Here is a 23,907-nt window from a genome sequence, read left to right as displayed (position 1 = left end):
TGCGGTTCAAACCGTCCAGACGCGCCCGGCGGCATCGGCCACCAGGCGGTGCGTCTCATCGAGCCAGGCGCGCGAGGCGGCCAGCTCTTCCCGGGCCTGGGGCAGGCCCAGGTTGCCGGCGCCACCCAGGTGGGTGGCCGTCAGGGCGCCGCGGTCTGGACGGAACGTTCCTTCCACCAGCTCGCGGCCCACCTGCTTGTAGGCGTCACGGAAGGCCTGTCCCTGGGCCACCAGCGCATAGGCGTGGTGCGCCGCGTACAGCGTGTCGTCGCTGGCACGCGCCGCCGCGTCCGCCTTCACCTGGAGCGCGGGCACCAACCGGGTGAGCACGTCCAGCAGCTCCCGCGTGGAGCCCAGCGCCGTCAGGGTGGGGGACTTCAGCAGTTGGAAGTCGCGGTGGTAGCTGGAGGGCAGTCCACCCGCGACGGCCTCCACCTGATGCGCCAGCCCGCGCAGCTCGCGGCAGCGGCCCCGGGCCAGCTCCACGACGTCCGGGTTCTTCTTCTGCGGCATGATGGACGAGCCCGTGGTGTACGCGTCCGGCAGCCCGAGGAAGCCGAACTCGTCCATGCTGTAGAGCTGCACGTCCCACAGCCACTTCTCCAGCGTGCCCGCCACCGAGCAGGCCCAGCCCAGCACCGCGGACTCGTGACGGCCGCGTCCGTTCTGCACGTCGATGGGGCTGCGCTGCACGCGCGAGAAACCCAATAGCGCCGCCACGTACTCCCGGTCGATGGGCAGCGGCACGCCGAAGCCCGCCGCCGCGCCCAGCGGGCAGCGGTCCAGCCGCGCCCACACGCCGCGCAGCGCCTCGAGCTCCTCCAGCAGCCCTTCCGCGAACGCCATGCCCCAGAGACCGAAGGTGGAAGGCATGGCCCGGCGCAGGTGCGTGTAGCCCGGCAGCGCCACGTCCTTGTGCGCCTGCGCGAAGTCCAGGAAGGCCCCCGCCAGCTCCGCCGCCCGCGCGCCCAGCGTGAGCACTTCTTCACGCAGCAGCAGGCGCAGGGCCAGCTGCACCTGGTCGTTGCGAGAACGCCCCAGGTGGATGCGCTTGCCCGGCTCGCCCACGCGCTCCACCAGCGCCGCCTCCAGGGCGGTGTGGCCGTCCTCCTGCTCGGGGCGGATGACGAACGTGCCCGCGCGGGCCTCGTCGTGCAGCGCCTTGAGCGCCGTCACCAGGGCCTGGGCCTCCGCGTCCTTCAGCAGGCCCACGCGCGCCAGCATCCGCGCGTGCGCGGCCGAGCCGAGCGCGTCATGCGGCGCCAGCGCCAGGTCCACCACCGGGTCGTTGCCCACCGTGAAGCGGTGGATGGCCGCGTCCAGGGGAAGGCCCTTGCCCCACAGCGTGTCAGCCACGAGCCACCTCCTCGAAGTAACCCCGAACCAGTTGCGTGTAGAAGGCGGCGCCGGCTTCCAGCTCCGCCCGGGTGATGAATTCGTCCGCCAGGTGGCTGCGCAGCGTGTCGCCAGGGCCCACCTTCACCGCGGGGAGGTCCCCCAGGAAGGCCCAGTCCGACGCCGTGCTGGAGCCCACCGGCTGCGCGCCCGACGCGGCCACCGCCGCGCGGACGATGGGCTGCTCCGCCGACGTCGCCTTCGGCAGGTAGCGCTCCGAATGGACCTTCACTTCGCTCTTCAACGCGCCCGCCACCTGCCGGGCCACCATCGCGTGCTCCATGCCCGGCGTGGTGCGCAGGTCCACGAAGAACTCGCACTGGTCCGGCACCTGGTTGCGCGCCAGGCCACCCGACACCTGCGTCACCTGCGCCCGGGCCTCGCCCAGGAGCGGGTGGGACGGAAAGCGCAGCGCGGCCAGCACCGCGATGTCCGTCGCGGCCAGGTGGATGGCGTTGACGGCCTCCGTGGCGTGCGCGTGCGCGACGTGCGCGCTCTTGCCGTGCGCGGTGCAGCGAAGCAGCAGCATGCCGCGCTGGGCGGTGCAGGGCTTGAGGCTGGTGGGCTCGCCGACGATGGCGGCGTCCAGCGGGCCCAGCTTGGGCAACAGCGTTCCCAGCCCCTGGCCTCCCGTCTCTTCCTCCGCGGTGAACGCGAACACCACTTCCGCGCCCGTGGGCGCGCCTTCGGCCAGCAGGGTCCGCGCGGCGAGCAGCATGCCCGTCACGCACCCCTTGGCGTCGTTGCTGCCCAGGCCGTACAGGCGGTCCTCGCGCCACACGGGCGCGTGGGGCTCGTACGTCCACCCGGCGCACGGCTTCACCGTGTCCAGGTGCGAGTTGACGAGCAGCCGGCGCGGCCCGCTCCCCACGGAGAACCACACGTTGTGGCCCTGCCGCTGGACGCGCGCGCCCCAGCCTTCCGCCCACCCGGACACGGTGTCCGCGATGCGGCCCTCGTCACCTGACACGCTGGGGATGGCCACCAGCGCCTGGAGCAGCTCCGCCGCCGTCATCCCACCGCCCCCGCGGGCTTCTGCGCGTTCTCCCGCACGACCATGGTCCCGCTGCCCTCGTTGGTGAAGACCTCCTCCAGGAGCGCGTTGGGCTGCACGCCGCTGACCAGGTGCACGCTGCCCACGCCGCCCACGAGCGCGTGGCGGATGGCGTGCGCCTTGGGCTTCATGCCGCCCGCGATGGCGCCGGTGCTCTCCATGGTGGCCAGGTCCGTGAGGTTGGCCAGCGTGACGAGCGACGACGGGTCGCTCACGTTCTTCAGCAGGCCCGGAACCTGGACCAGGAAGAAGAGCTTCTCGGCGGACAGCGCCACCGCCAGCGCGGCGGCGACGGTGTCCGCGTTGGTGTTGTACACGGCGCCGTCCGTGCCGCCCGACAGGGGGGCGATGACGGGCACGTAGTCGGCCGAGCGCAGGTGCTCCACCACGCGGGTGTCCACCTGCTCGATGTCGCCCACCAGGCCGTAGTCCACCAGCTTGCCCTCGGTGGCACCGGCTTCCGTCACCATGACGGGCGGGCGCTTGCGCGCCTTGATGAGGCCGGCGTCCACGCCGCTCAGGCCCACTGCGGGCACGCCCGCCGCCTGGAGGTCCGCCAGCAGGTCCGTGTGCAGCTTGCCCGCGAGCACCATCTTCGCCGCGTCCAGCACGGGCGCGGAGGTGACGCGGCGGCCGGCCACCTTCTCCACCGGCAGGTGGAGGGCGTCACACAGCGTGTCCAGCTCCGGACCGCCGCCGTGAACCACGACGGGGCGGATGGAGAAGGTCCACAGCAGGGCAATCTGCTCGCAGGCGGCGCGGCGCAGACGCGGGTCGCTGAGCATGGCGCCGCCGAGCTTCACCACGAACGTCTTGCGGCGGAACTGCTGCACGTACTTCGCCGCGTGGCGAAGCGCGGAATAGGGGTCGGGCGAAAGGGGCACGTGAGACCTCGAAGTCAGGAAAGGGAGAATGCGGAGGGGCCGCTCAACGCGAACGCATCCAGTGCAGCAGCGCCCGCTGGACGTGGTAGCGATTGCCGGCCTCGTCTACGACGCGGCTGCTCGGGTGGTCCAGGACCTCATCGGCCACTTCCACGTTCCGGCGCACGGGCAGGCAGTGGAGGAAGGCCGCGTCCTTCTGCGCGCGCGACATCGTCAGGCGCGTGGGCATCCAACCGGAATAGGACGCGAGCAGCGCGGAGACGTCATTGGGCGAAAACGCCGCAGCGGCCGTGGGGCCCCACGACTTGGCGTAGACGGCGCGGCTGCCGGCCAGGGCCTCGTCCTGGTCGTGCGTATAGGTGACGCTGCCGCCCGTGGCCTTGGCGTACGCCTCCGCCTCGGCGCGGACGGCCGGGTGCAGGTCGAACCCGGGCGGGTGCGCCACGCGAATCTCGCAGCCCGCCGCCGCCGCGCTCAGCAGGAAGGAGTTGGGCACGGCCTTGGGCAGCGGCTTGATGTGCGGCGCCCACGTCAGCGTCACCGGCAGCTTCTTCGTGCTGCCGAACGTCTCGCGCAGCGTCAGCATGTCCGCCAGACCCTGGCAGGGGTGCTCGCGCGCGGACTCCATGCTCACCACCGGCACGGTGGACCACTTGCGGAACGCGTTGATGACGGGGTCGAGCTCGTCCTCCTCGTCACCGCCGCCCTGCGAGAAGGTGCGCACGCCGAGCATGTCCACGAAGCGCGACAGGACGGGCGCGGCCTCCTTGAGGTGCTCGGCCCGGTCCGCGTTCATCACCGCGCCCTCGCGGTGCTCCAGCTTCCAGACGCCAGCGCCCACGTCCAGGATGATGGCGTTGCCACCGCCGCGCAGCATGACGGCCTCGAACGAGGTGCGCGTGCGCAGCGACGGGTTGAAGAACACCATCCCCAGCAGCGTGTTGGCGAAGAGCGCGTGCTCCGGGCCCTTCTGCTTCCACGCGAACGCCTGCGCGAGCACCGCCTCCACGCCTTCGGGCCCCAGATCCTTGATGTGCGTGACGTGCTTCATGGGCCTGTCCTCCCCGGCAGCGGCTACCTGCATATTCGTGATGAATATGCGTGAAAATGCGTGCATTGCCGCGAAAAGGCGGCGGATATTATGCAGAAAGACGCGCCGCGCAAGCGGATTATTCGCAACAGGCGCATGCATGTTCTTGCATGAATATTCACGGGGATGCATGTTGGTGGGAATGAATCTGGACGAGGCCATCCTGCGGCTCATCGCCGAGCGGGAGATCGGCGATCAGGCCGTGCTGCAGCAGCTCCTGGAGGCGGAAGGCCAGGCGCCGAGCCAGTCGACGCTGTCGCGGCGCCTGAAGAAGCTGGGCATCTTGAAGGTGGGTGGGCGCTATCAGCGCGCGCCGGCCACGCCCGCGGTGATGCCGGAGCGGCCTCGCGTCACCATCCTGGAAGCGCCGCCCAACCTGCTGGTGATTCGAACGGCGCCGGGGTTCGCGCCGGTGCTCGCGCTGGCGTTGGACAAGGAGCGGGAGCTGCCGGGGCTCGCGGGGACGGTGGCGGGGGATGACACCATCTTCGTCGCGGTGACGGACCCGGCGCTGTTGCGCGACGTGCGCGCGGCGGTGGAGCGGCTCCTCTCGCTGGGGGCGTGAGAGGCGCGCCCCGTCAGGGGACGCTCGTCATGGGGCTGCGTCCCTGGCGCAGGCGCCGTCAACACGCCTTTCGTTGCCGGCGACCGTTGGACCGCGACGGGCATCACTTGGAATCACATGCGCAATGCATCGACGCGTCCCGGAGCGCGGGAGGTCACTGGATGGCGAAGACGTAGTTCTGTCCGTAGCGCGAGTCCCACTGCTGGCAGCCCTTGCGGTCCTGGGTGGAGAACCACAGCTCCAGCGTCGCGGGGCCGGGCGGCAGCGGAATGAAGGCGGGGATCTGCCTCCAGAACTCGGCGTCCCATTCACCCCAGCTCGCCGTCAGGCTGAGCATCGTCACCAGGCCGCCGTTGATGCGGTAGTACGCCGTGGTGCCCCAGGCCTTGTAATTCATGTACTGCGCCCGGCACTGGGCGATGCGGCCGATGTCGTAGTCCACCATCAGCGTGGTGCCGCCCTGGAGCGTGCCGTGGACCGTGTACGTCCACGCTGGTGCGGGGTGGAACGAAATCGTCGGGTTCTGCGTCACCCACGTGTGGAAGTTGTACTGGAGGTTCGAATCCCAGTGGGAGCAGCCGGTGGCGTCCGTGTTCTGGAACCACAGCTCCAACGTGCCGCCCTGAGCCAGGGCCAGCTGCGTCTGCGCGATGGCGTCCACCGTGGTGGCATCCGCCACGGGGAAGCTCTGCACCGGGCCCCGGTTCGACATGGCGAAGCCGGTGATGGTCCACCCGGTGCCTCGGCACAGCGGCAGGCGCGAGGTGTCATAGGCGATGTCCAGCGCGCCGCCCGCCTCCGGCTGGCCGCTGAGGGTGACGCTCCAGTCCGCGGCGAAGGTCAGCGTGGGCGGTCCGGACAGGAATGCCAGGTCGGACTGCACGGCGACGGGCGCTTGCGGCGCTGCGGAGGCGGAGGAGGCAAGACACAGCAACGGCAGCAGGGCGGACAGCAGCGGCTTCATGGCGACTCCCGGGCACGGAGGGTGGTGGCGCCCAGACGGAGGGTGTGGCCCGCCGGACGCGAGCGGCTCGCTAGCACGACCCGGGGAAATACCGGAATGCCCTGCTTCCGACGTGCCTGCGGGTGCGCCTCGGCCTGACGTCAGCGGGTGAACGCCTCCCACTGTAGGACACTGTCGTTTCCCACCCCTCCGGACGGGGGAATCGTTGCACCGTGAGGGGTATCCGCCCCAGTTTTCCAAGATTTCTCGTTGAGGGCGTAGTTTCTGTGAGGGCGGCGAACCCGTCTGGCCTGGAGGTGAATGTGGGCATGTCGGAGCTGACAGAGCTGCTGGACCACGCGCGCAAGGGTGAGCAGGGCGCGCGGGATGCGTTGACGGCGGCGGCCTACCGGGAGCTGCGGGACATGGCGCAGCGGGCCATGTCTGATGCGGCGTCGACGCCGTCACTGCAACCCGCGGTGTTGGTGAAGGAGGCGTGGCTGCGTCTGTTCGGCGCGGGGGCCCCGGTGGAGGCGCGGCGTCACTTCTTCAGCGCCGCGGCGCAGGCCATGCGGCGGGTGATGGTGGACCGGGCGCGGCTGCGCAGGGCGCAGCTCCGCGAGGCCCGGCTGGAGCGGGTGAGCCTGGGGGACGTGGAGGCGGATGTCCCGGCGGGTTTGAGCATGGAGGTGCTGGAGCTGGACCGAGCGCTCTCGGAGCTGGACACGTTCCAGCCGCGGCTCGCGCGCATGCTGGAGCTGCGCTACTTCGTGGGCCTGGACCTGCTGGACACCGCCGCGGTGCTGAGCGTGTCGCCCGTCACGGTCAAGCGCGACTGGGCCTACGTCCGGGAGTGGCTGCTGACGCGGCTGGGCAACTGACGGCCCGCGCGTCCACGCGGGCCGGGTTGGAATCAGGGGGGCGTCGGGCTCAGCGCTTGCGGCGGGCTCGGCCCATCAGTGCCAGCGCCGCCAGCCCCAGTGCCTGGACGCCCGCGCCGCCGCCGCTGCAACCACAGCCGCTGGGCGCGTCGCCCTTGTCCTCAATCGGAGGAGGCGTGGGCGCGATCTGCAGCGACACGCTCCGCGCCGCCGTCTGGTTCGCCGAGTCCGTCACCCGCACCGTCAGCGGGAAGGTGCCGCTGGCGGTCGGAATCCCGCTCAGCACGTAGGCGCCGTCGCGCTGCTGAATCGTCAAGCCTCCGGGCACGGTGCCGCCGTCCAGGCTCCACGTATACGGCGCCCGGCCGCCCTGGACGGTGAAGCGCGCCTCGTACGCGGTGCCCTGGGTCGCGGACGCAATCGCGCCGCTGGAGATGCTCAGGGTGCCCACCACGTCCACGCTGTACGTGCGCGCCGCCACACCGCCACGCGCGTCGCGAACCCGGACGGTGACGGCGGTACTACCGGACTGCGCGGGCGTGCCGGTGAAGGTGCCCGTCGTGGGGGAGAACGTCAGGCCCGAGGGCAGCGTGCCCTCCAGCTCGAACGTCAGGGTGCCCGAGCCGCGCGTGCTCAGTTCCACGTTGGCGGCCGTGCCCAGCCGGAATGGGGGCAGCGTCTCCGTGAGGAGCTCCGGCAGTGGCCAGGCCCGGCGCGAGGCCACCAGCAGACGCCGTTGGCTCACCGCGACCACGGAGGTGTCGCCCGTGGCGAAGGCCGTGGATGCATAGTTGCCGCCCGCGCCTGTCGGGTGCGCCGTCCATTCCTTGCCATCCGCCGACACGTGCAGCTCGAATGAGGGCAGCACTCCCACGACTTGCGGGTCGACGGCCGTCCAGCTGACGACGAAGCTCTGGTCCACGAACGTCATGAGCGGGGTGGGGAGCGGAGCGTCGGCGGGCAGCCGGAGGCTCTCCACGCGCGTCCAGGTGCCGCCGAGGTCCTCGGAGAGGAAGAATCCGCTCGTCGGTTCCACCGCCTGGGGCGCCAGAGGGGGCAGTTGGTTGGGCCGGGCGAAGGCGAGGAAGCGACCGTTTCCGGCGATGAGCTGGGCGATGGTGAGCCCGGACAGCGTGGCGGGCTGGAACACCTCCCAGGCGGCGCCAGCGCCCTGGGGCCGCACGAGGACAGGATGCTGGGAGGGCGCGCCCGCCATCGGGCGGGCCACGGCGAGGAAGCTGCTCTGACCGGGCACCAGCGTCACGACGTCATAGGCGCTGTTGATGCTCTCATCGGTCCAGCGCTGGCCGTCCGTGGAGCTGGCGATGAGGCCCGCGGTGCCCACCGCGACCATCCGGTTTCCGCTGAGCGCGAGTTCCAGGAAGCGCCGGCCCCCGGGCGCCGGGTCCTGGTAGGCGGGAGCCCACGTATGCGCGTTGTCGGACGAGACGACGATGCGCCCGTTCGACAGGCCGAACCACTTGCGCTGGGAGTAGACCAGCCGCTCCAGCGGGAGGGGTGACGTGGTCCCCTCCGACACGGGAACGAAGCCTGTCCACTGGCGCCCGTCCGAGGAGCGCAGCAGCTCCGGGTTGCCCGTGGCCGCCGCCAGGAACGTCCCGTTGCCATGCCAGGCGCGCGTCACGGACGGCGTCACCAGGATGCCGGTGGCGACGCCCGCTTGCCAGTCGTCGAAGGTGGTGGCGGGGGCCACGTTGACGTGGAGCAGGCGCTCCAGGCGTCCCGAGAAGTCCGTGGGCTGGTAGGCCGGATCCTGCCCCCCTCCGACCGGAGGCGTCATCTCGCGGAACCCGCTCTGGTACCGCACCCGGTAGGCCCCCTGGGCCACCGCGGGCACGGGAAGCGTGAGCTGCGCGGTCGTTTGGACCTCCTGGTTCGTCGTGGTCACGTTTTCCGACACCAGGCAGTGCCAGCTGGCGCCGTCGACGGGCCACGCGGACTGGGCCTCGGCGGAGAGCGCCGCGGCGCCCGGCTGCGCGGCGGTGGCCGCCGAGCCGGCATGCGTGTAGCTGCCGCCCGGCGCTTGCCAGCCCACGGGCAGGGCGATGCAGGCCACCAGCTGACCGGTGCGCGCGGAGGTCTGGCCAGGCCCGGAGGAGACCTGGAGGCTCAGTGAGACGGAGGTGCCACTGCGGACCGTGCCTTCGTGACTGACGATGGCCTCGGACTGGAAGCCGGAGACGACCCACCACAGCGAAGCCCCCAGCAGGGCTCGCAGGGAACGATTGCGATTGAGCAAGGGGGACATCCTGTCGCGATGCGAGAGGAGCCCTGTCTACGGTTTCGCATTCCCCCGAGTCAAATCAGCGTGGGCGTCTCGCGAACCCCGCCGCCGAACAGGTGCCGGCCCGGGGGCAAGGCGCTGCGCGCTCCCCGGCCGTCACGGCTTGTCGAGCAGCTCCAGGGCGGCGGTGGTCAGCGTGGTGACGCCCGTGCGCAGCGTGCGCTCGCGGTCCGGCGCGAAGAGGGGCGAATGCATCGAAGGCAACGCGGTCCCCGCGGCCATCGCCTGGGCGTATTGCCGCGGCTCGGTGGAGCCGAGCCAGAGCATCACGGCGGGAACGCCCGCGCGCCCGTACTCGGAGAAGTCCTCGCCGCCCATGACGGGAGGCGCCTCCTGGAGGTTCTTCTCGCCCAGGACGCGGGACACCGCGCCCACCAGCCGCCGGGTGAGGGCGGGGTCGTTGAAGGTGGAGGGCGTGCCCTCGGTGATGGCGATGTCGGGTGGACGGGGCGCGCCGGAGGCCATGGCCTCCGCCTTGGCGATGCGCTCGATGCCGTCCAGCAGGGCCTTGCGGACCTCGGGCTTGTACGAGCGCACGGAGAGGTGGAGCTTCACGTCATCAGGGATGATGTTGTGCTTGGCGCCGCCATGAATGGAGCCGACCGTCACCACCGCGGGCTCCAGCGGGTTCTTCTCGCGGCTGACGAGCGTCTGGAGTGACAGCACGACGCGCGCCGCCATCACGACCGGGTCCACGGTGGTGTGGGGATAGGCGCCATGTCCCCCCTTGCCATGCAGGGTGACTTCAACGCTGTCCACGCTCGCCATCGCATACCCGGGGGTGAACTCCACCGTGCCCGCCGCGGCGGTGTTGACGTGGAGCGCCACCGCGAAGTCCGGCTTGGGGAATCGCTTGAAGAGGCCGTCCTGGAGCATCTGCCGGGCGCCCGCGCCCACCTCTTCCGCCGGCTGACCCACCAGCAGCAGTGTGCCTCGCCACCGGTCCTTCGAGCGGGCCAGCAGCGTGGCCGTCCCCAACAACGACGTCATGTGCACGTCATGGCCACACGCGTGCATGGCCGGGTGGGTCGCGCCCGCGGCGTCCTTCGCCTTCTGCTTGCTCGCATAGGGCAGGCCCGTCTTCTCCTCCACGGGCAGCGCGTCCATGTCCGCGCGCAGCATCACCGTGGGGCCCTGGCCGTTGCGGAGCAGGGCCACGACGCCGTGCCCGCCCACCTTGGACGTCACTTCGAAGCCGAGCTTGCGCAGCCGGCCGGCCAGCTTCGCCGCCGTCTTGGCTTCCTGGTTGGACAACTCCGGCGTCTGGTGCAGGTCGCGGTAGAGCGCGTCGAGCTCTGGGTAGATGGCGTCGAGTCCACCCAGGACGGGCGGCGTCTCCGCGGCGAGCGCGAGGCCGCCGGGCGCGGCCAGGGAGATGAGCAGCAGGGAAAGCAGGGGGGAAATCTTCACGGGGCGGACTCCTGTCCGTCGGGGAGCGGGGGGCCACTACAGCACACCCGCCGTGCCAGGAGGGGCAAGCCCGTATGTCCCGTCACCCTCGAAGGTGCCGGATTGACGGCCAGGAGGCAGAGCGCGTCTGCTTCACGCATGTCCCAATCTGGTTCTCCCGTGGCGGACGACCTGCCCGTGGCGCGTCCGGTGGATGCCTCCGAGCGAGTCGTCTTGCTGGACGCCCTCCGTGGCTTCGCGCTCTGGGGCGTCTTCGTGTCCAACAGCCTCATGTGGCTGAGTGGACGGGCCTTCATGCCCCGTGAGGCTGCGTCCGCGCTGGATGCCCCCCTGCTGGAGCAGGTGATTGGCGCCATCTATCAGCTCTTCGTGACGCAGAAGTTCATCTCCATCTTCTCGTTCCTCTTCGGCCTGGGCTTCGCACTCCAGTTCACGCGGGCCGAGTCACGGGGCGTCTCCGCCGCGCCGCTCTACCGCCGGCGGCTGCTGATGCTCTTCGGCATCGGCCTGGCGCACGCCCTTCTGTTGTGGACGGGCGATATCCTCCACACCTACGCGATGGTGGGCTTCCTGCTGATGGCCTTCCGGGCCCGCTCCAACCGCACGGTGCTGTTCTGGGCGCTGGGGCTCGTCACCGTGATGCCGTTCCTGGTGCCCGCCGCCATTCGCTACACGCCCATCCTGCTGCACGGCGCGGAGGCCGCGGCCGAGGCCGCGAAGGCCAGTCAGGCCCGGGATATGGCCTTGAGAGCCGACACCCTGGTGGCGTTGTCGAGCGAGTCGTTCTGGACGGCGCAGGTGGGCAACGCACGCTTCTTCCTGGAGAACCTCGGCGGCGGCTTCCGGCGCGTGCTCTGGATGAGCCTCATCCTGGGGCGCTTCCTGCTGGGGTTGCTTGCGGGGCGTCTGCTCGTGTTGCAGGACGTGGAGCGTCACCGGGCGTTGCTGCGCCGGATTCTCGGCTGGGGGTTGAGCGTGGGCCTCGTCCTCAATGGCGGTGGGTTGCTGCTGTTCCGCCTGCGCAAAGCCGGCGTGCTGGAGTGGGACCCGAAGGGGCCCTGGATGATGATCGTCAACGGCTTCCAGGAGCCCGGCTACATCGCCATGGGCGCGGCATATGTCGCGGCCTTCGCGCTGCTCTTCCAGCGGGAGCGCTGGAGCCGCTGGCTGGGCGTGCTGTCGCCCGTGGGTCGCATGGCCCTGACGAACTACCTGATGCAGTCCGCGGTGAGCATCTGGATTTATGACGGCTGGGGCCTGGGCTTCATCGGCAAGCTGCCGCCGTCGCGCATCGTCGTCATCTGCTGCGTCATCTTCGCGGCGCAGGTGGTGCTCAGCCGTCTGTGGTTGGCGCGCTTCCGCTTCGGTCCCGCGGAGTGGCTGTGGCGCTCGCTCACGTATGGAAGGGTCCAACCCATGCGGCGGCTCGCTGGCGACGGAGGTGTCCCCGGCGTCAGCGCTCCTTGAGTGGGGAGGGCTCAGAGTGAGTTGAGGAACGCGAGCAGCGCCTGCCGGTCCAGGAGCGGCAGGCGCGTGTAGCGCTCCTGGGCTGGCGCGGCCTCGCCGCCATGCCACAGCACGGCCTCTTCCAGGTCGCGAGCCCGCCCGTCATGCAGGAAGCGGGTATGGCCGTTCACCGCTTTCACGAGGCCCACGCCCCACAGCGGCGGGGTGCGCCACTCGGTGCCGGTGGCGAGCCCGTCCGGACGGTCATCCGCGAGCCCTTCGCCCATGTCGTGGAGCAGCAGGTCCGTGTAGGGGCGGATGCGCTGGCCGGACAGTTCGGGGAAGCCGGGCACACCTTCCGTCTCGAAGACGGTGGCCACGTGGCACCCCGCGCAGCCGATGGCGCCGAACACCGCCTTGCCGCGCAGGACGTCGGCGGCTTCCCAGTCCCGGCGCTTGGGCACGGCGACCAATCGCGCGTAGATGAGCAGCGCGTCCAGTTCCTTGGGGCTGACCTCGGGTGGGGCGGCCTCGCTGGCCTCGCGTCCCTGCTCGCGGGGATACAGCTCCGTCGTCAGTCCCATGTCGGTGACGAGCGCGTGTGCCACCTGCTGGTGCAGCGTGGGTTGGTTGGCCTTCCAGCCGAAGCGCCCCATCCGCGTCTGTCCCGTCGCCGCGTCCCGCACACGGTTGGCCCGGCCGGAGATGCCATTCTGGTCACGGTCCTCGGAATCCTCGTGGGCCAGTACCGCCGCCTCGGGGATGGCCTCGAGCAGGCCGAGGCCGAAGTTCGCGGGCGCGACGCGAGGAGAGAAGCGGGTCTCCTCTCCGAGGGGCCCCTTCGACAGCTGGGTGAATCGGTAGCGGGGCCGGTGGAGGACGTAGGTCTCGCCCGAGGCGAACCGGCCGGTGACTTCTTCGTACGTCACCTCGACGCTGCCTTCCGCGCCGGTTCCGTCGACGTGGCGAACATCGAGCTGCGCGCCATATACCGGATGCGGCCCACGGCCGTCTGGCCCGCTCAGCTGGAACGCGAGGGAGACGGGCGTCTCGCTCGGGGAGGCGGGGGGCTGGCCGCGTCCATCCTTCACGTGGCAGGTCATGCACGAGGGGGCGTTGAACAGCGGCCCCACCTGGATGGGGCCGTCCACGTCCGTCCAGTCGCGGCCGAAGACGCGCTTGCCCGCGTGGAAGTCCTCCCAGCGCGTCCGCGGCATGTTCATGGGAGCGCGGCCGAAGGCGTTGCGTCCCGGGTCCGGCACGGAGCCCAGTCCGCCAGACAGCTCCTCTCCAGGCTCCGTCGTGGCGGGCAGTGCGCCCAGCTCGAGAGGCCGGGGCAGCCGGTGCGTGCTCGCCCAGACAGCGGCGATAGCGATGGCTCCGACGGGAATGCCTAGAAGGTACAGCCGCCTGCGCATCAGAACGTCTCCCGAGGGAAAGCCTACTCGTTTCCCGTGACGCGCTTCGAGGCGAAGCGCCATCCGCGGCAGCGAGGTGTGCACCCATCGCGCCACGAGGCGCGCAGCCAGGCTGCTGCTGGGAGAAACGGCGTTGGCGAGGACGAGGCGCGTGGCCGTGTAGCGCGTTCCGCTACAGGGCGGACGCGTGTGTGTCGTTCATGGCTACAGACGCGGTGTCTCACGCTCCGCCTGGGAGGAGGGCGTTCAGGCTGGCTGCGCCGCTTCTGCCTCGGCGAGCCGCTGGTGCGCCTGCGCAGTCAGCTCGAAGGAGCGCAGCCGCGCGGCGTGGTCGTAGACCATGCCCGTCACCATCAGCTCATCGACTCCCGTGAGCCGAATGAACGCGGCCAGGCCCTGCTGAACGGTGTCAGGCGCGCCGATGATGGAGTACTTCAACGCGTGGTCGGCGCTCGCGCGGTCCAGGGGCGAAGCCACGGAGTCGATGTCATCCACCGGAGGCGGGAGCTGACCGGGCGTGCCGCGGCGCAGGCGGATGAACTGTTGCTGCACGGACGTGAAGAGGCGCTGCGCCTCCACATCCGTATCCGCCGCGAAGACATTCACGCAGGCCATGGCGTAGGGCCGCTCGAGCGACTCGGACGGCTTGAAGCGCTCCCGGTAGATGTCCAGGGCCTGAAGCAGGGCATCGGGCGCGAAGTGGGAGGCGAAGGCGAACGGCATGCCCAGCATCGCCGCGAGCTGCGCGCTGAACAGGCTGGAGCCGAGCAGCCAGATGGGCACCTTCAAGCCCGCGCCCGGCACCGCCTGGATGAGCTGCCCCGGCTCGGTGGGCTCGAAGTACGACTTCAGCTCCACGACGTCCTGGGGAAAGGTGTCCGCGCTCGCCGCCAGGTCCCGCCGCAGGGCGCGCGCTGTCAGCATGTCCGTGCCCGGCGCCCGGCCGAGCCCCAGGTCGATGCGCCCCGGGTAGAGCGTCTCCAGCGTGCCGAACTGCTCCGCGATGATCAGCGGCGCGTGATTCGGCAGCATGACGCCGCCCGAACCCACCCGGATGCGCTTCGTCCCCCCGGCCACGTAGCCGATGACCACGGACGTCGCCGCGCTGGCGATACCCGTCATGTTGTGGTGCTCGGCCAGCCAGAAGCGCTTGAAGCCCCAGTCCTCCGCGTGCCGTGCCAGGTCCAGCGTGTTCCGGAGCGCGTCGGCCGCGGTGGAGCCCTGCGTGACGGGCGAGAGGTCGAGGACGGAGAAAGGAATCATGGGGCCCCTACTAACGCCGTCCCTGGGGCCTCCGCTTGCCCATGAACAGGGTATGCCGCGTCCCCTTGGTGCCATGCGCCGCCGGGTGCAGCACCTGGACGGTGAAGCCCGCCTGCTCCATGCGGCGTTCGAAGGCGGGGGAGGGCCCGGCGCTCCACACGCCCAGTACGCCTCCGGGCCGCAGCGCCTGGACGGCGTGCGCCAGCCCCACGCGCCCATAGAGGCCGTGGTTGTCGGGGTGGGTGAGGGCGGTGGGGCCGTTGTCCACGTCGAGCAGGATGGCGTCATAGGTCCCGGACTGCCGGGCCATGTGCTTGCCCACGTCGAGCTCCACCACCGCGACGCGCGGGTCCTCCAGCGGCGCCCCGGCCAGCGGCGCGAGCAGCCCCCGGTTCCACGTCACCACCACGGGGAGCAGCTCCGCCACCGTGACACGCGCGTCGGGACCCAGCCGGTCCAGCACCGCGCGGGCGGTGTAGCCAAAGCCCAACCCACCCACGAGCACCCGGACGCCGCTTCGGCCCGCCAGCCCTTCACAGCCGGCCTCCGCCAGCGCTTCCTCGGAGCCGTGCTGCCGGCTGGACATCAGCGTCTGGCCCCGCACGCGGAAGACGTACTCGTCCCCGCGCCGGGCCAGGGTGACTTCCCCCACGTCCGGGACTTCTGCGCGCTCCAGCGTCTCCCAGGGCTTCATGGCCGGGCTCTTCGCGCGGAGGCGGCCCGGCGTCAAGCCATGACGCCGGGCCGGGGCACATCCGTGGACGCCCGGGCTAGGCCGAGCGCTTCACGTCCTTCGAGGTGTCCACCAGCACCTTGGCGAAGGTGAGCCCGTCCGGGCCCGCATCCGCCTGGATGTGGTCGCCCGGGACGAACTCGCCGCCGAGGACCTTGAGGGCCAGCGGGTCCAACAGGTTCTTCTGCACCGCGCGCTTCAGGGGCCGCGCGCCGTACGTCGGGTCGTAGCCGCGCTCGGCGAGCAGCTCGCGCGCCTTCTCCGTCAGCTCCAGCGTCAGCCGCTTGTCGGCCAGCAGCTTGGACAGCCGCGCCAGCTGCAGGTCCACGATGCGGTAGATGTCCTTCTTCCGCAGCGGCTCGAAGATGACGACCTCGTCCACGCGGTTGAGGAACTCCGGCCGGAAGTGCGCGCGCAGCGCGTCCATCACCTCGTTGCGCGTGCGCTCGTCCAGCTCCTCCTTGCCCGCCATGCCGGCCTGGATGTCCTGCGAGCCGATGTTGGACGTCAGGATGAGCACCGTGTTCTTGAAGTCCACCGTGCGGCCCTGGCTGTCCGTCAGCCGGCCCTCGTCGAGAATCTGGAGCAGCACGTTGAAGACGTCGTGGTGCGCCTTCTCGATTTCGTCGAAGAGGACCACCGTGTACGGCCGCCGGCGCACCGCCTCGGTGAGCTGGCCGCCTTCCTCGTAGCCGACGTACCCCGGAGGCGCGCCGACCAGCCGGGCCACGGAGTGCTTCTCCATGTACTCGGACATGTCGATGCGGACCATGGCCGAGTCGTCATCGAAGAGGAACTCCGCCAACGCCTTGGCCGTCTCCGTCTTGCCCACGCCCGTGGGGCCCAGGAAGATGAACGAACCGATGGGGCGGTTGGGGTCCTGCAGTCCGCTGCGCGCGCGGCGCACGGCGTTGGACACCGCCTCGATGGCGCTTCGCTGGCCAATCACCCGGTTCGCCAGCCGGTCCTCCATGTGGACCAGCTTCTGGACCTCGCCCTCCATCAGCCGCGAGACGGGGATGCCCGTCCACTTGGCCACCACCTGGGCGATGTCCTCCGCGTCGACCTCCTCCTTGAGGAACTTCTGGTTCTTCTGCAGCTCGGCCAGCTTCTCGTTCTGCGCCTTCAGCTCCTTGTCGAGCGAGGGGATGACGCCGAACTTCAGCTCCGCCGCGCGGTTCAGGTCGCCCTGACGCTCGGCCGCGGCCTGGTCGTTCTTCGCCTTCTCCTGCTTCTCCTTCAGGCTGCGGATGGCGCCAATGGCCGTCTTCTCCGCGTCCCAGTGCACCTTGAGCGCGTTGAACTTCTCGCTCAGGTTGGCCAGCTCCTTCTCAATCTGACCCAGGCGCTCCTGCGAGTGCGGGTCCGTCTCCTTGCGCAAGCCCTCCCGCTCAATCTGGAGCTGCGTCATCTTCCGGCGCACGTCGTCCAGCTCCGTGGGCATGGAGTCGATTTCGATGCGCAGGCGGCTGGAGGCCTCGTCGACCAGGTCGATGGCCTTGTCCGGCAGGAACCGGTCCGCGATGTAGCGGTGGCTCAGCGTGGCGGCGGCCACCAGGGCGTTGTCCTGGATGCGCACGCCGTGGTGCACCTCGTAGCGCTCCTTCAGGCCGCGGAGGATGCTGATGGTGTCGTGCACGCTCGGCTCGCCCACCAGGACGGGCTGGAAGCGCCGCTCCAGCGCGGCGTCCTTCTCGATGTGCTTGCGGTACTCGTCCAGCGTGGTGGCGCCGATGCAGTGCAGCTCGCCGCGCGCCAGCGCCGGCTTGAGCATGTTGCCCGCGTCCATGGCCCCTTCGGCCTTGCCCGCGCCCACCAGCGTGTGGAGCTCGTCGATGAAGAGGATGACCTCGCCCGCGGCGTCGGCAATCTCCTTGAGGACGGCCTTGAGGCGCTCCTCGAACTCGCCGCGGTATTTCGCGCCGGCCACCATGGCGCCCAAATCCAGGGACACCAGGCGCTTGTTCTTCAGGCCCTCCGGCACGTCGCCATCGACGATGCGCCGCGCCAGTCCTTCCGCGATGGCCGTCTTGCCCACGCCGGGCTCGCCGATGAGCACCGGGTTGTTCTTGGTGCGCCGGCTCAGCACCTGGACGCACCGGCGGATCTCCTCGTCACGGCCGATGACGGGGTCGAGCTTGCCGGAGCGCGCCGCCTCCGTGAGGTCGCGGCCGTACTTCTCCAGCGCCTGGTAGGTCGACTCGGCGTCCTGGCTCGTCACGCGCCCGGAGCCCCGGACGTCCTTGAGCCCGGACAGCACGCGCTCCCGCGTGACGCCCGAGGACTTCATCACCTCGCCCACCGCGCCCTTGTCGTGCGTGAGCGCGAGCAGCAGGTGCTCCGAGGAGATGAACTCGTCCTTGAGGGACTTGGCCTCGTCCTCGGCCTTGTCGAAAGTCTTGAGCAGCCGCTGGCCGAGCATCGCGCTCTCGCCCCCCTGCATGCGGGGCAGCTTCTGGAGCGCTTCGCCAAGCCGCGCGGCGAACAGCTTCACGTCGGCTCCGATCTTCCGGAGCAAGGGGTCGACGATGCCGTCCTTCTGGCCAAGCAGCGCAGCGGCCAGGTGCTCGGGCTCGTACTGCGGATTGTCCGCCCGACGGGCCAGGGCCTGACCCTCGTGGATCGCCTCCTGCGCCTTCACTGTGTACTTGTCGAGTCGCATGCCTCCAACGTAAGAGTCGGCCACCCCTTGGCAAGCAGCGCACGTGGCGCGGCGTTTCCGTTTGCCTGAAATTGTTTGGACTCCTGGTAACCACCTGCTTTTCAGGGTGCCGGAGTTGCCAGCGGGTATGATGCCGGGTATAGGCGGCGCCCAATCCCCTGGGGGGCTGAAACTGAAAGCACACGGCGGATATCTCCTACGACTCGAAAGCTTCGGCGGCCTGGAGCTGCTCCGGTTGGCGCGTGAAGCGCTGGCGCTGGATGGTGCGATGGGCGCGACGGGGCTGAAGGTGTCCGTCAACCGGCGCCGCAAGGTGGTCCGTCTGGCGTACGTGGCTCCCTTCACGGAGGGACGGCAGGGCGCGCACTGGTACGCGGCCCACCACGCGCTCCCCCGGCTGCTCTCCCGGGCGACGAACGCCGCCGTCCAGGCCTACGTCTATGATCCAGACGAAGGCGAGCAGGTCATCGCGTACGGCAACGGCCGGCGCGTGGGCGGCGAGCGGGTCGTCTACGAGGACGTGGAGCTCCCGGTGCCGCTGGACCAGATGGACGACGCGGCCTTCAAGCACATGCAGGAGCGCTGGCCGGTGGGCCACTTGGCGTACGTGTTCGGGCTGACGCGCAAGGAGCTGCTGCGGCTGCCGCGCGTGGCTCCGGGCCACGAGCTGGCGCTGGAGGGCCGTGACGCAGAAGGGGCCGCCGTCCTGGAGGCCCTCCTGCCGACCTGCCAGGCGACACTGCCGGAGTCCGACGCCCTCTGAGGAGGGCTACTCCGCCTGCGGCCCGTCCTGCACGGCCATGGCCTCGCGGACGCGCTGGCTGCGGAAGTACTGCCCCAGAATCGCGAAGGTGCCCGCCACCACCACGGTGCCGAAGATGGCGCTCCCCACGCCCATCGCGCTCAGGATTTCGCGAGAGGCCTCGACGGTGATGTCCGGTGGGAACTCGGGCATCTTGCTCATCGGCTCCGCCAACGCCGCGAAGAGGCGCTGCTTGGCCACGGACATCTGTGCGCCGTCGATGGTGCGCAGCCCGGCGGCGATGATGGCCGCGCGGCTCAGGACCCGGCTCATGGCGTCGCGGTGCAGGTTCTCCGGATTCAGCACGCGCGCCGCGGACACGCTGACAAAGGCGCAGGCAACGGCCAGCAAGCCCAGCAGCACCGCGCGCGGCTCCCGCATGGGCTCCAGCGCCCCGTAGTAGACCTCGAAAATCTTCGGGTCGAGTGCCGGGGCGCCGGGAATCCGAGGCAGCTCCTGCTCCATCCGGAGCGAGCGCGCCTCGTAGAAGTTCGCCATTTCGACGGCTTCCATCAGCGCTGCCCAGCCCGTGAAGATGGAGAGCACCAGGCCCACGATGGCGGCGAAGCGGATGCCGCCGGGCAGGCCCTTCCTGCTGGAGTGCTTCACCGCTTGGTCGCCTCCACGTAGCGCAGGCGGAGGTCCGCGAGCAGCCCGTCGAAGAGCTTCTCTTCCTCGGCCGTCAGGTTGCCCCGCGTCTTCGCGCGCAGCATGGACAAGAGGTCCAGGTTCTGCCGGGCCAGCGGCAGGTCCTTCTCCGTCTGACCCGTTTCAGGATTGGGTGCACCTCCCAGGTGGATGAGCACCGCGGTGCCCAGCCCCACGACGAAGGTGCTGAAGGAAATCGACTCCTCGGACGCGGAGCGCGCTTCCCCCCGCATCACGAAGGTCTCGCCGCGCTTCTCGTCCCCGGAGCTCATGCGGAGACCGGCCCCTCGTCGTCGGAGGTCTCGTTCGAAGCGGTGGCGGCCTCGTTGTCGCTCTCGGCCTCGTCGGCGTCGTCGGCGTCGTCGGCGTCACCATCCGTCGACTCGGCGGCGGCGGAGGTCTCGGCCTCATCGCTGTCGTCGGACGTGTCGTCGCCCTCGTCCTCGAAGTCATCCTCTTCGTCGTCGAAGTCGTCGGCGTCGTCGAGCATGAGCGTCTCAACGGGGACGGACTTCTCCGCCACGTCGGGCAGGCCCTGGAGGTGGCGCTCGTACTCCGTCTCGTCGAGCTGGCCTGAGCGCACGTACCGCTCCACGGTGCGCTTATCGAGGTACTTCGGGTCCGCCGAATCCGCCATGGTTCAAATCCTCAGAATTGCTTGGAAAACAGCGCGGCACCTTATAGCAGGGTGGCCATCTGTCAACGCCGCCGTCCCGCCTTCCAGAGCCGATGAACGCACCATCCCGCCCGTACCTTCCCAGCGGTCCCTACCTGCTGTGCGACGACTCCGTCCTGCCGGAGATTTCACTGGTGGACAAGGCGGCTCGCCTGGTGGCCGGTGGGGCCCGGGTGGTGCAACTGCGCATGAAGCGCACCCCGGTCCGTGAGGCGCTGGCCGCCACGCGGCAGGTGGTGGCGCTGTGCCGCCGGGAAGGCGCGCTGTGCCTGGTGAACGACCGGGTGGACCTGGCGCTGCTGGCGGACGCGGACGGTGTGCACGTGGGTGACGAGGACGTGCCCGCCGAGGATGCGCGCGCGCTGCTGGGGCCTGGCCGTCTGGTGGGCGTCACGGTGCGAGACGTCGTGGGCGCGCGGGCGGCGCAAGCGGCGGGGGCGGACTATGTGGGGCTGGGGCCTGTCTTCCCCACGTCGACGAAGCAGGTGCCCGCGCCAGTGCTGGGCCTGGAGGCCTTCGCGTCCGTGGTGCGTGACAGCCCGCTGCCCGTGGTGGGCATTGGTGGGGTGGGGCTGATGAACATCGCGAGCGTGGCGGCAGCCGGGGCGCACTGCGCGGCGGTGGTGTCCGACGCGCTGCTCGCCGCGGATATCACCGAGCGTGTGAGGCGGCTGGTGGCCGCGTTTGAACAGGGGCGCCCCGGGGCATAGCCTCGAAGCCAGGAGCTTCCATGAACAACCATTCGCGTCACCACGGGCCGGCGCCGCGCCGCCCCAACATCGGCATCACCCCGGACTGGAGTCCGGCCGGAGAGCAGCCCTTTGCCCGTTATGAGCTGAAGGTTCCGTACGCGGACGCCGTCCTTCGCGCGGGCGGGCTGCCCTTCGTGTTGCCGTATTCGGACGAGCCGGCCTGCGTGGAGTCCTATCTGGACCGCATCTCCGGGGTGCTCGTCACGGGCGGCGCGTTCGACATTCCTCCGTCGGCCTACGGCGAGGATGCGCGCGAGGGCCTGGGGGCGCTGAAGGAGGGGCGCACCGCTTTCGAGGCGGCGCTCATGCGTGGCGCGCTCAAGCGCAACATGCCGGTGCTGGGCATCTGTGGCGGCATGCAGCTGCTCAACGTCATCCTGGGGGGCACGCTGTACCAGGACATCGGCCGTGAGGTGGAGGGCGCTCGCGAGCACGAGCAGAAGCACGACCGCACGCACCCGCAGCACCCGGTGGACGTGAAGAGCGGCACGTTGCTGGCGGAGGCGGTGGGGTATGGCCAGTTGATGGTCAACTCCACCCACCACCAGTCGGTGCGCGGCGTGGGCAAGGACGTGACGATTACCGCGGTGGCGCCGGATGGCGTGGTGGAGGCCATCGAGTCCTCCGTGCACACCTTCGCCGTGGGCGTGCAGTGGCACCCCGAATACATGTCCACGACCATTCCGGTGCACGTGGGGCTCTACAAGGCGTTCGTGCAGAAGGCGCGCGAGCATCGCCGGTGAGTCCCCGCGTCCTCCTGCTGGCCGGGTTGGAGCCCACGGGACGGGCAGGGCTCTTGGCGGATGTCGCCGCGGTGCGCGCGCTGCGGGGCCAGCCGGTGGCGGTGCCCACCGCGCAGACGGCGCAGGGTGTCCGCACCTTCACCTGGACGGCCTCGCCGCCGCGCGTGCTGTCCGCGCAGGTGGTCGCCGCGCGCGAGCTGGGGCCGGTGCACGCGGTGAAGTGCGGCATGGTGCCCGCGCGCGCGCAGCTCGAGGCCGCGCAGCAGGCCCTGGAGGACTCGGGCGCGTGGTGGGTGGTGGACCCGGTGGTGCGTACCTCCCGCGGCGAGCCGCTGACGCGCCTGACCGCACGGGCCTACCTGTCTCTGGCCGGGCCGCGCGTGGTGCTCACGCCGAACCTGGATGAAGCGGGCTGGCTGCTGGGACGCCCCGTCGCGCGCACGGTGGACGAGGCTGTCGAGGCCGCGGAGGCACTGGCACAGCACGGCTTTTGCGCGGTGCTGGTGAAGGGCGGGCACTTGCCGGACACGCAGGGGTTGGCGGACGTCCTGGCCACGCCGGGCCGCGTGCGAGTGCTGGAGGGCAAGAGATTGGCGCGCGCCCCCGGCCGCCGGGGCACGGGGTGTCGGCTGGCGTCCGCGCTCGCCACGGAGTTGGGGCGGGGACGGACGCTGGAGACGGCGGTGCGCTCGGCCCGCGCGCTGGTCGTGCGCTACCTGCGTACGGGCTCGGAGTAGGTCGAAGCCGCTGCTCCCTGTGAACCGACAGGGGCGGGTGCGATGTACACCGCGCCCGCGCGAACGCGGAGGGTTGCTACTCGCTTCGAGACCGGCTCTCGAAGCGGGTGTACTCGGCCAGGAACACCAGGTCGATGGAGCCGATGGGGCCGTTACGCTGCTTGGCGACGATGAGCTCCACGGGGATGACGGTGTTCGACTGCTGCGCAGGCTGCCCGTCGGGGCCCTCGTCAGACGTCTCACGGTGGATGAACATCACCACGTCGGCGTCCTGCTCGATGGAGCCGGACTCACGCAGGTCTGACAGCAGGGGCTTGCCGTCCTTGCGGTCCTCCACCTTTCGGCTGAGCTGACTGAGCGCGATGATGGGCACCTCCAGCTCCTTGGCGAGCTGCTTCAACGCGCGGGAGATTTCGGCGACCTCGAGCTGGCGGCTCTCCACCTTGCCCTTCTGATGCATGAGCTGGAGGTAGTCGATGACGATGAGCGACAGGCGCGGGTCGCGCTGCTTCACGCGGCGGGCCTTGGCGCGCAGGTCGAACGGGGACAGGCCGCCTGAGTCGTCGATGTAGATGGGCGCGTTGTAGAGCGCGCCCGCCATCTCCTGGAACTTCTCCTCGTCGTGCGGCGTCAGCCGGCCGCCACGCAGCTTCTTCATGTCCACGCGCGCGGTGGAGGCCAGCAGACGCATCAGCAGCTGGTCGGCGGGCATTTCGAGGCTGAAGATGCCGACGGCCTTGTTCTCCTTCAGCGCCGCGTGCACCGCGATGTTCATCGCGAAGGACGTCTTGCCGATGCCGGGACGCGCCGCGAGGATGATGAGCTCGCCGGCGTGCAGGCCGGTGAGCTGGTTGTCCAGGTCGATGTAGCCGGTGGACAGGCCCGTGATGCCCGTGGCCGCCGCCTTCATCTTGTCGAGCAGGTCGAGCGTATGCTCCATCAGCTCGCTGACCGGGCGCAGGTCGCCCTCGCGCTTCTTCTCCGCGAGGAGGAACACCTTGCGCTCGGCCTCGTCGAGCAGCACCTCCAGCTCGCCCGTCTCCTGGCTGGCGAGGTCCTGGATCTCCCTGCCCGCCTGGGCCAGGCGGCGGCGGATGGCCTGGTCCTTGACGATCTGCGCGTACTGGACCGCGTTGGACGCGATGGGCACCACCTGGTCCAGACGCATCAGGTAGGCCGGGCCGCCCACCGACACCAGGTGGCCCAACACCTTCAGCTCCTCGGCCAGCGTCAGGTGGTCCACCTGTCTCGACTGGCCGTCGAGCTTCAGCATCGCCTCGAAAATCTGGGCGTGTGCGGGGCTGGAGAAATCCTCTGGGTGGACGACCTCGCCTACCGCGGCGATGAGCGTGTTGTCCGCCAGCACGGCGCCCAGTACGGCGCGCTCCGCGGCGAGGTCCTCGTGGACCTTCCGACCCTCTCTGAACTCGTGGACGTTCTCCATGGCAGCCCGCCCACTCTACAGGCAGGGCTGACACAACCAAATTTGCTGCCACAGCC

The 23,907-nt window shown here is 70.2% G+C and carries 22 protein-coding genes; 7 read left to right on the top strand and 15 right to left on the bottom strand.

The window, feature by feature from the left end; translation table 11 throughout:
• Nucleotides 1-6: 6 nt before the first annotated feature.
• Genes argH through BLU09_RS22535 form a run of 4 tightly spaced genes read right to left on the bottom strand, consistent with a single transcriptional unit; the run spans nucleotide 7 to nucleotide 4,384 of the window.
• Entirely contained in the window at nucleotides 7-1,356 is a 1,350-nt protein-coding gene (gene argH / locus BLU09_RS22550) for an argininosuccinate lyase (RefSeq protein WP_090491575.1), read from the bottom strand.
• Nucleotides 1,349-2,410, bottom strand: coding sequence for a M20/M25/M40 family metallo-hydrolase (locus BLU09_RS22545; protein ID WP_090491574.1), 1,062 nt, complete (start codon nucleotides 2,408-2,410; stop codon nucleotides 1,349-1,351). The genes argH and BLU09_RS22545 overlap by 8 nt, the downstream gene beginning before the upstream one ends.
• Entirely contained in the window at nucleotides 2,407-3,333 is a 927-nt protein-coding gene (gene argB / locus BLU09_RS22540) for an acetylglutamate kinase (protein WP_011555079.1), read from the bottom strand. Before argB ends, BLU09_RS22545 begins: the two co-directional genes overlap by 4 nt.
• 43 nt (nucleotides 3,334-3,376) lie before the next feature.
• A complete protein-coding gene (locus tag BLU09_RS22535) occupies nucleotides 3,377-4,384 on the bottom strand; it encodes an N-acetylornithine carbamoyltransferase (protein ID WP_090491573.1) in 1,008 nt (335 codons plus the stop codon).
• Between the two features lie 169 nt (nucleotides 4,385-4,553).
• On the opposite strand from BLU09_RS22535, the gene BLU09_RS22530 reads away from it, so the two are divergent.
• Entirely contained in the window at nucleotides 4,554-4,988 is a 435-nt protein-coding gene (locus BLU09_RS22530) for an arginine repressor (protein WP_090491572.1), read from the top strand.
• A 154-nt stretch (nucleotides 4,989-5,142) separates the two neighbouring features.
• Here the strand turns inward: BLU09_RS22530 and BLU09_RS22525 are convergent, their stop codons facing one another.
• Entirely contained in the window at nucleotides 5,143-5,952 is an 810-nt protein-coding gene (locus tag BLU09_RS22525) for a DUF6209 family protein (protein ID WP_090491571.1), read from the bottom strand.
• Nucleotides 5,953-6,260: 308 nt separating this feature from the next.
• Here BLU09_RS22525 and BLU09_RS22520 point away from each other — a divergent pair, with 308 nt between their 5' ends.
• Nucleotides 6,261-6,812: a sigma-70 family RNA polymerase sigma factor gene (locus BLU09_RS22520; RefSeq protein ID WP_090491813.1), complete on the top strand. Its 552-nt coding sequence runs from the start codon at nucleotides 6,261-6,263 to the stop codon at nucleotides 6,810-6,812.
• Between the two features lie 49 nt (nucleotides 6,813-6,861).
• Here the strand turns inward: BLU09_RS22520 and BLU09_RS22515 are convergent, their stop codons facing one another.
• Both BLU09_RS22515 and BLU09_RS22510 read right to left on the bottom strand, forming a co-directional pair.
• Nucleotides 6,862-9,081, bottom strand: a complete 2,220-nt coding sequence (locus BLU09_RS22515) for an Ig domain-containing protein (protein WP_090491570.1) — start codon at nucleotides 9,079-9,081, stop codon at nucleotides 6,862-6,864.
• Between the two features lie 132 nt (nucleotides 9,082-9,213).
• Nucleotides 9,214-10,527: an amidohydrolase gene (locus tag BLU09_RS22510; RefSeq protein WP_090491569.1), complete on the bottom strand. Its 1,314-nt coding sequence runs from the start codon at nucleotides 10,525-10,527 to the stop codon at nucleotides 9,214-9,216.
• A 138-nt stretch (nucleotides 10,528-10,665) separates the two neighbouring features.
• Between BLU09_RS22510 and BLU09_RS22505 the strand changes: the two genes are divergently transcribed.
• Nucleotides 10,666-11,994 carry a DUF418 domain-containing protein gene (locus BLU09_RS22505; protein WP_090491568.1) on the top strand — a complete coding sequence of 443 codons (1,329 nt, stop codon included), beginning with the start codon at nucleotides 10,666-10,668 and terminating at the stop codon, nucleotides 11,992-11,994.
• Nucleotides 11,995-12,005: 11 nt separating this feature from the next.
• On the opposite strand, the gene BLU09_RS22500 is transcribed toward BLU09_RS22505, so the two are convergent.
• The 4 genes from BLU09_RS22500 to clpB all read right to left on the bottom strand — a co-directional run bounded on the left by BLU09_RS22500 (nucleotide 12,006) and on the right by clpB (nucleotide 18,049).
• Complete coding sequence (locus BLU09_RS22500; protein WP_090491567.1) at nucleotides 12,006-13,391, bottom strand: di-heme oxidoreductase family protein; 1,386 nt, start codon at nucleotides 13,389-13,391, stop codon at nucleotides 12,006-12,008.
• A gap of 246 nt (nucleotides 13,392-13,637) precedes the next feature.
• On the bottom strand, nucleotides 13,638-14,654 hold the full coding sequence (locus BLU09_RS22495) for an LLM class flavin-dependent oxidoreductase (RefSeq protein WP_090491566.1): 1,017 nt from the start codon (nucleotides 14,652-14,654) through the stop codon (nucleotides 13,638-13,640).
• A 10-nt stretch (nucleotides 14,655-14,664) separates the two neighbouring features.
• Nucleotides 14,665-15,348 (bottom strand): spermidine synthase family protein, encoded by a 684-nt coding sequence (locus tag BLU09_RS22490; RefSeq protein ID WP_090491565.1) that lies wholly within the window; start codon nucleotides 15,346-15,348, stop codon nucleotides 14,665-14,667.
• 76 nt (nucleotides 15,349-15,424) lie between these two features.
• The gene (gene clpB / locus BLU09_RS22485; RefSeq protein ID WP_090491564.1) at nucleotides 15,425-18,049 is read right to left on the bottom strand and encodes an ATP-dependent chaperone ClpB; all 2,625 of its coding nucleotides are present in this window, start codon (nucleotides 18,047-18,049) and stop codon (nucleotides 15,425-15,427) included.
• Between the two features lie 235 nt (nucleotides 18,050-18,284).
• On the opposite strand from clpB, the gene BLU09_RS22480 reads away from it, so the two are divergent.
• Nucleotides 18,285-18,812 (top strand): hypothetical protein, encoded by a 528-nt coding sequence (locus BLU09_RS22480; RefSeq protein WP_090491563.1) that lies wholly within the window; start codon nucleotides 18,285-18,287, stop codon nucleotides 18,810-18,812.
• A gap of 6 nt (nucleotides 18,813-18,818) precedes the next feature.
• Here BLU09_RS22480 and BLU09_RS22475 read toward each other — a convergent pair whose 3' ends face one another.
• From BLU09_RS22475 to BLU09_RS22465, 3 genes are read right to left on the bottom strand one after another with little or no spacing between them, the layout of a single operon-like run.
• Nucleotides 18,819-19,460: a hypothetical protein gene (locus BLU09_RS22475; RefSeq protein ID WP_090491562.1), complete on the bottom strand. Its 642-nt coding sequence runs from the start codon at nucleotides 19,458-19,460 to the stop codon at nucleotides 18,819-18,821.
• Nucleotides 19,457-19,771 carry a DUF1844 domain-containing protein gene (locus tag BLU09_RS22470; RefSeq protein WP_090491561.1) on the bottom strand — a complete coding sequence of 105 codons (315 nt, stop codon included), beginning with the start codon at nucleotides 19,769-19,771 and terminating at the stop codon, nucleotides 19,457-19,459. The genes BLU09_RS22475 and BLU09_RS22470 overlap by 4 nt, the downstream gene beginning before the upstream one ends.
• On the bottom strand, nucleotides 19,768-20,136 hold the full coding sequence (locus BLU09_RS22465; protein ID WP_090491560.1) for an RNA polymerase subunit sigma: 369 nt from the start codon (nucleotides 20,134-20,136) through the stop codon (nucleotides 19,768-19,770). Before BLU09_RS22465 ends, BLU09_RS22470 begins: the two co-directional genes overlap by 4 nt.
• A 92-nt stretch (nucleotides 20,137-20,228) precedes the next feature.
• Between BLU09_RS22465 and thiE the strand changes: the two genes are divergently transcribed.
• The 3 genes from thiE to thiD are packed head-to-tail and all read left to right on the top strand — an operon-like array spanning nucleotide 20,229 to nucleotide 22,407.
• Nucleotides 20,229-20,885: a thiamine phosphate synthase gene (thiE, locus tag BLU09_RS22460; protein ID WP_090491559.1), complete on the top strand. Its 657-nt coding sequence runs from the start codon at nucleotides 20,229-20,231 to the stop codon at nucleotides 20,883-20,885.
• A gap of 20 nt (nucleotides 20,886-20,905) precedes the next feature.
• Nucleotides 20,906-21,670, top strand: a complete 765-nt coding sequence (locus tag BLU09_RS22455; RefSeq protein ID WP_090491558.1) for a gamma-glutamyl-gamma-aminobutyrate hydrolase family protein — start codon at nucleotides 20,906-20,908, stop codon at nucleotides 21,668-21,670.
• Nucleotides 21,667-22,407 carry a bifunctional hydroxymethylpyrimidine kinase/phosphomethylpyrimidine kinase gene (thiD, locus tag BLU09_RS22450; RefSeq protein ID WP_090491557.1) on the top strand — a complete coding sequence of 247 codons (741 nt, stop codon included), beginning with the start codon at nucleotides 21,667-21,669 and terminating at the stop codon, nucleotides 22,405-22,407. The genes BLU09_RS22455 and thiD overlap by 4 nt, the downstream gene beginning before the upstream one ends.
• A gap of 76 nt (nucleotides 22,408-22,483) precedes the next feature.
• On the opposite strand, the gene dnaB is transcribed toward thiD, so the two are convergent.
• Nucleotides 22,484-23,851 carry a replicative DNA helicase gene (gene dnaB / locus BLU09_RS22445; RefSeq protein ID WP_090491556.1) on the bottom strand — a complete coding sequence of 456 codons (1,368 nt, stop codon included), beginning with the start codon at nucleotides 23,849-23,851 and terminating at the stop codon, nucleotides 22,484-22,486.
• Between the last annotated feature and the right edge of the window lie 56 nt (nucleotides 23,852-23,907).

Origin of the sequence: Myxococcus virescens (assembly GCF_900101905.1) — a bacterium.
In the GTDB taxonomy this organism is placed as follows: Bacteria; Myxococcota; Myxococcia; order Myxococcales; family Myxococcaceae; genus Myxococcus; species Myxococcus virescens.
The sequence above is the reverse complement of the archived record's forward strand: the minus strand, read 5'-3'. Positions and strand labels throughout refer to the sequence as shown.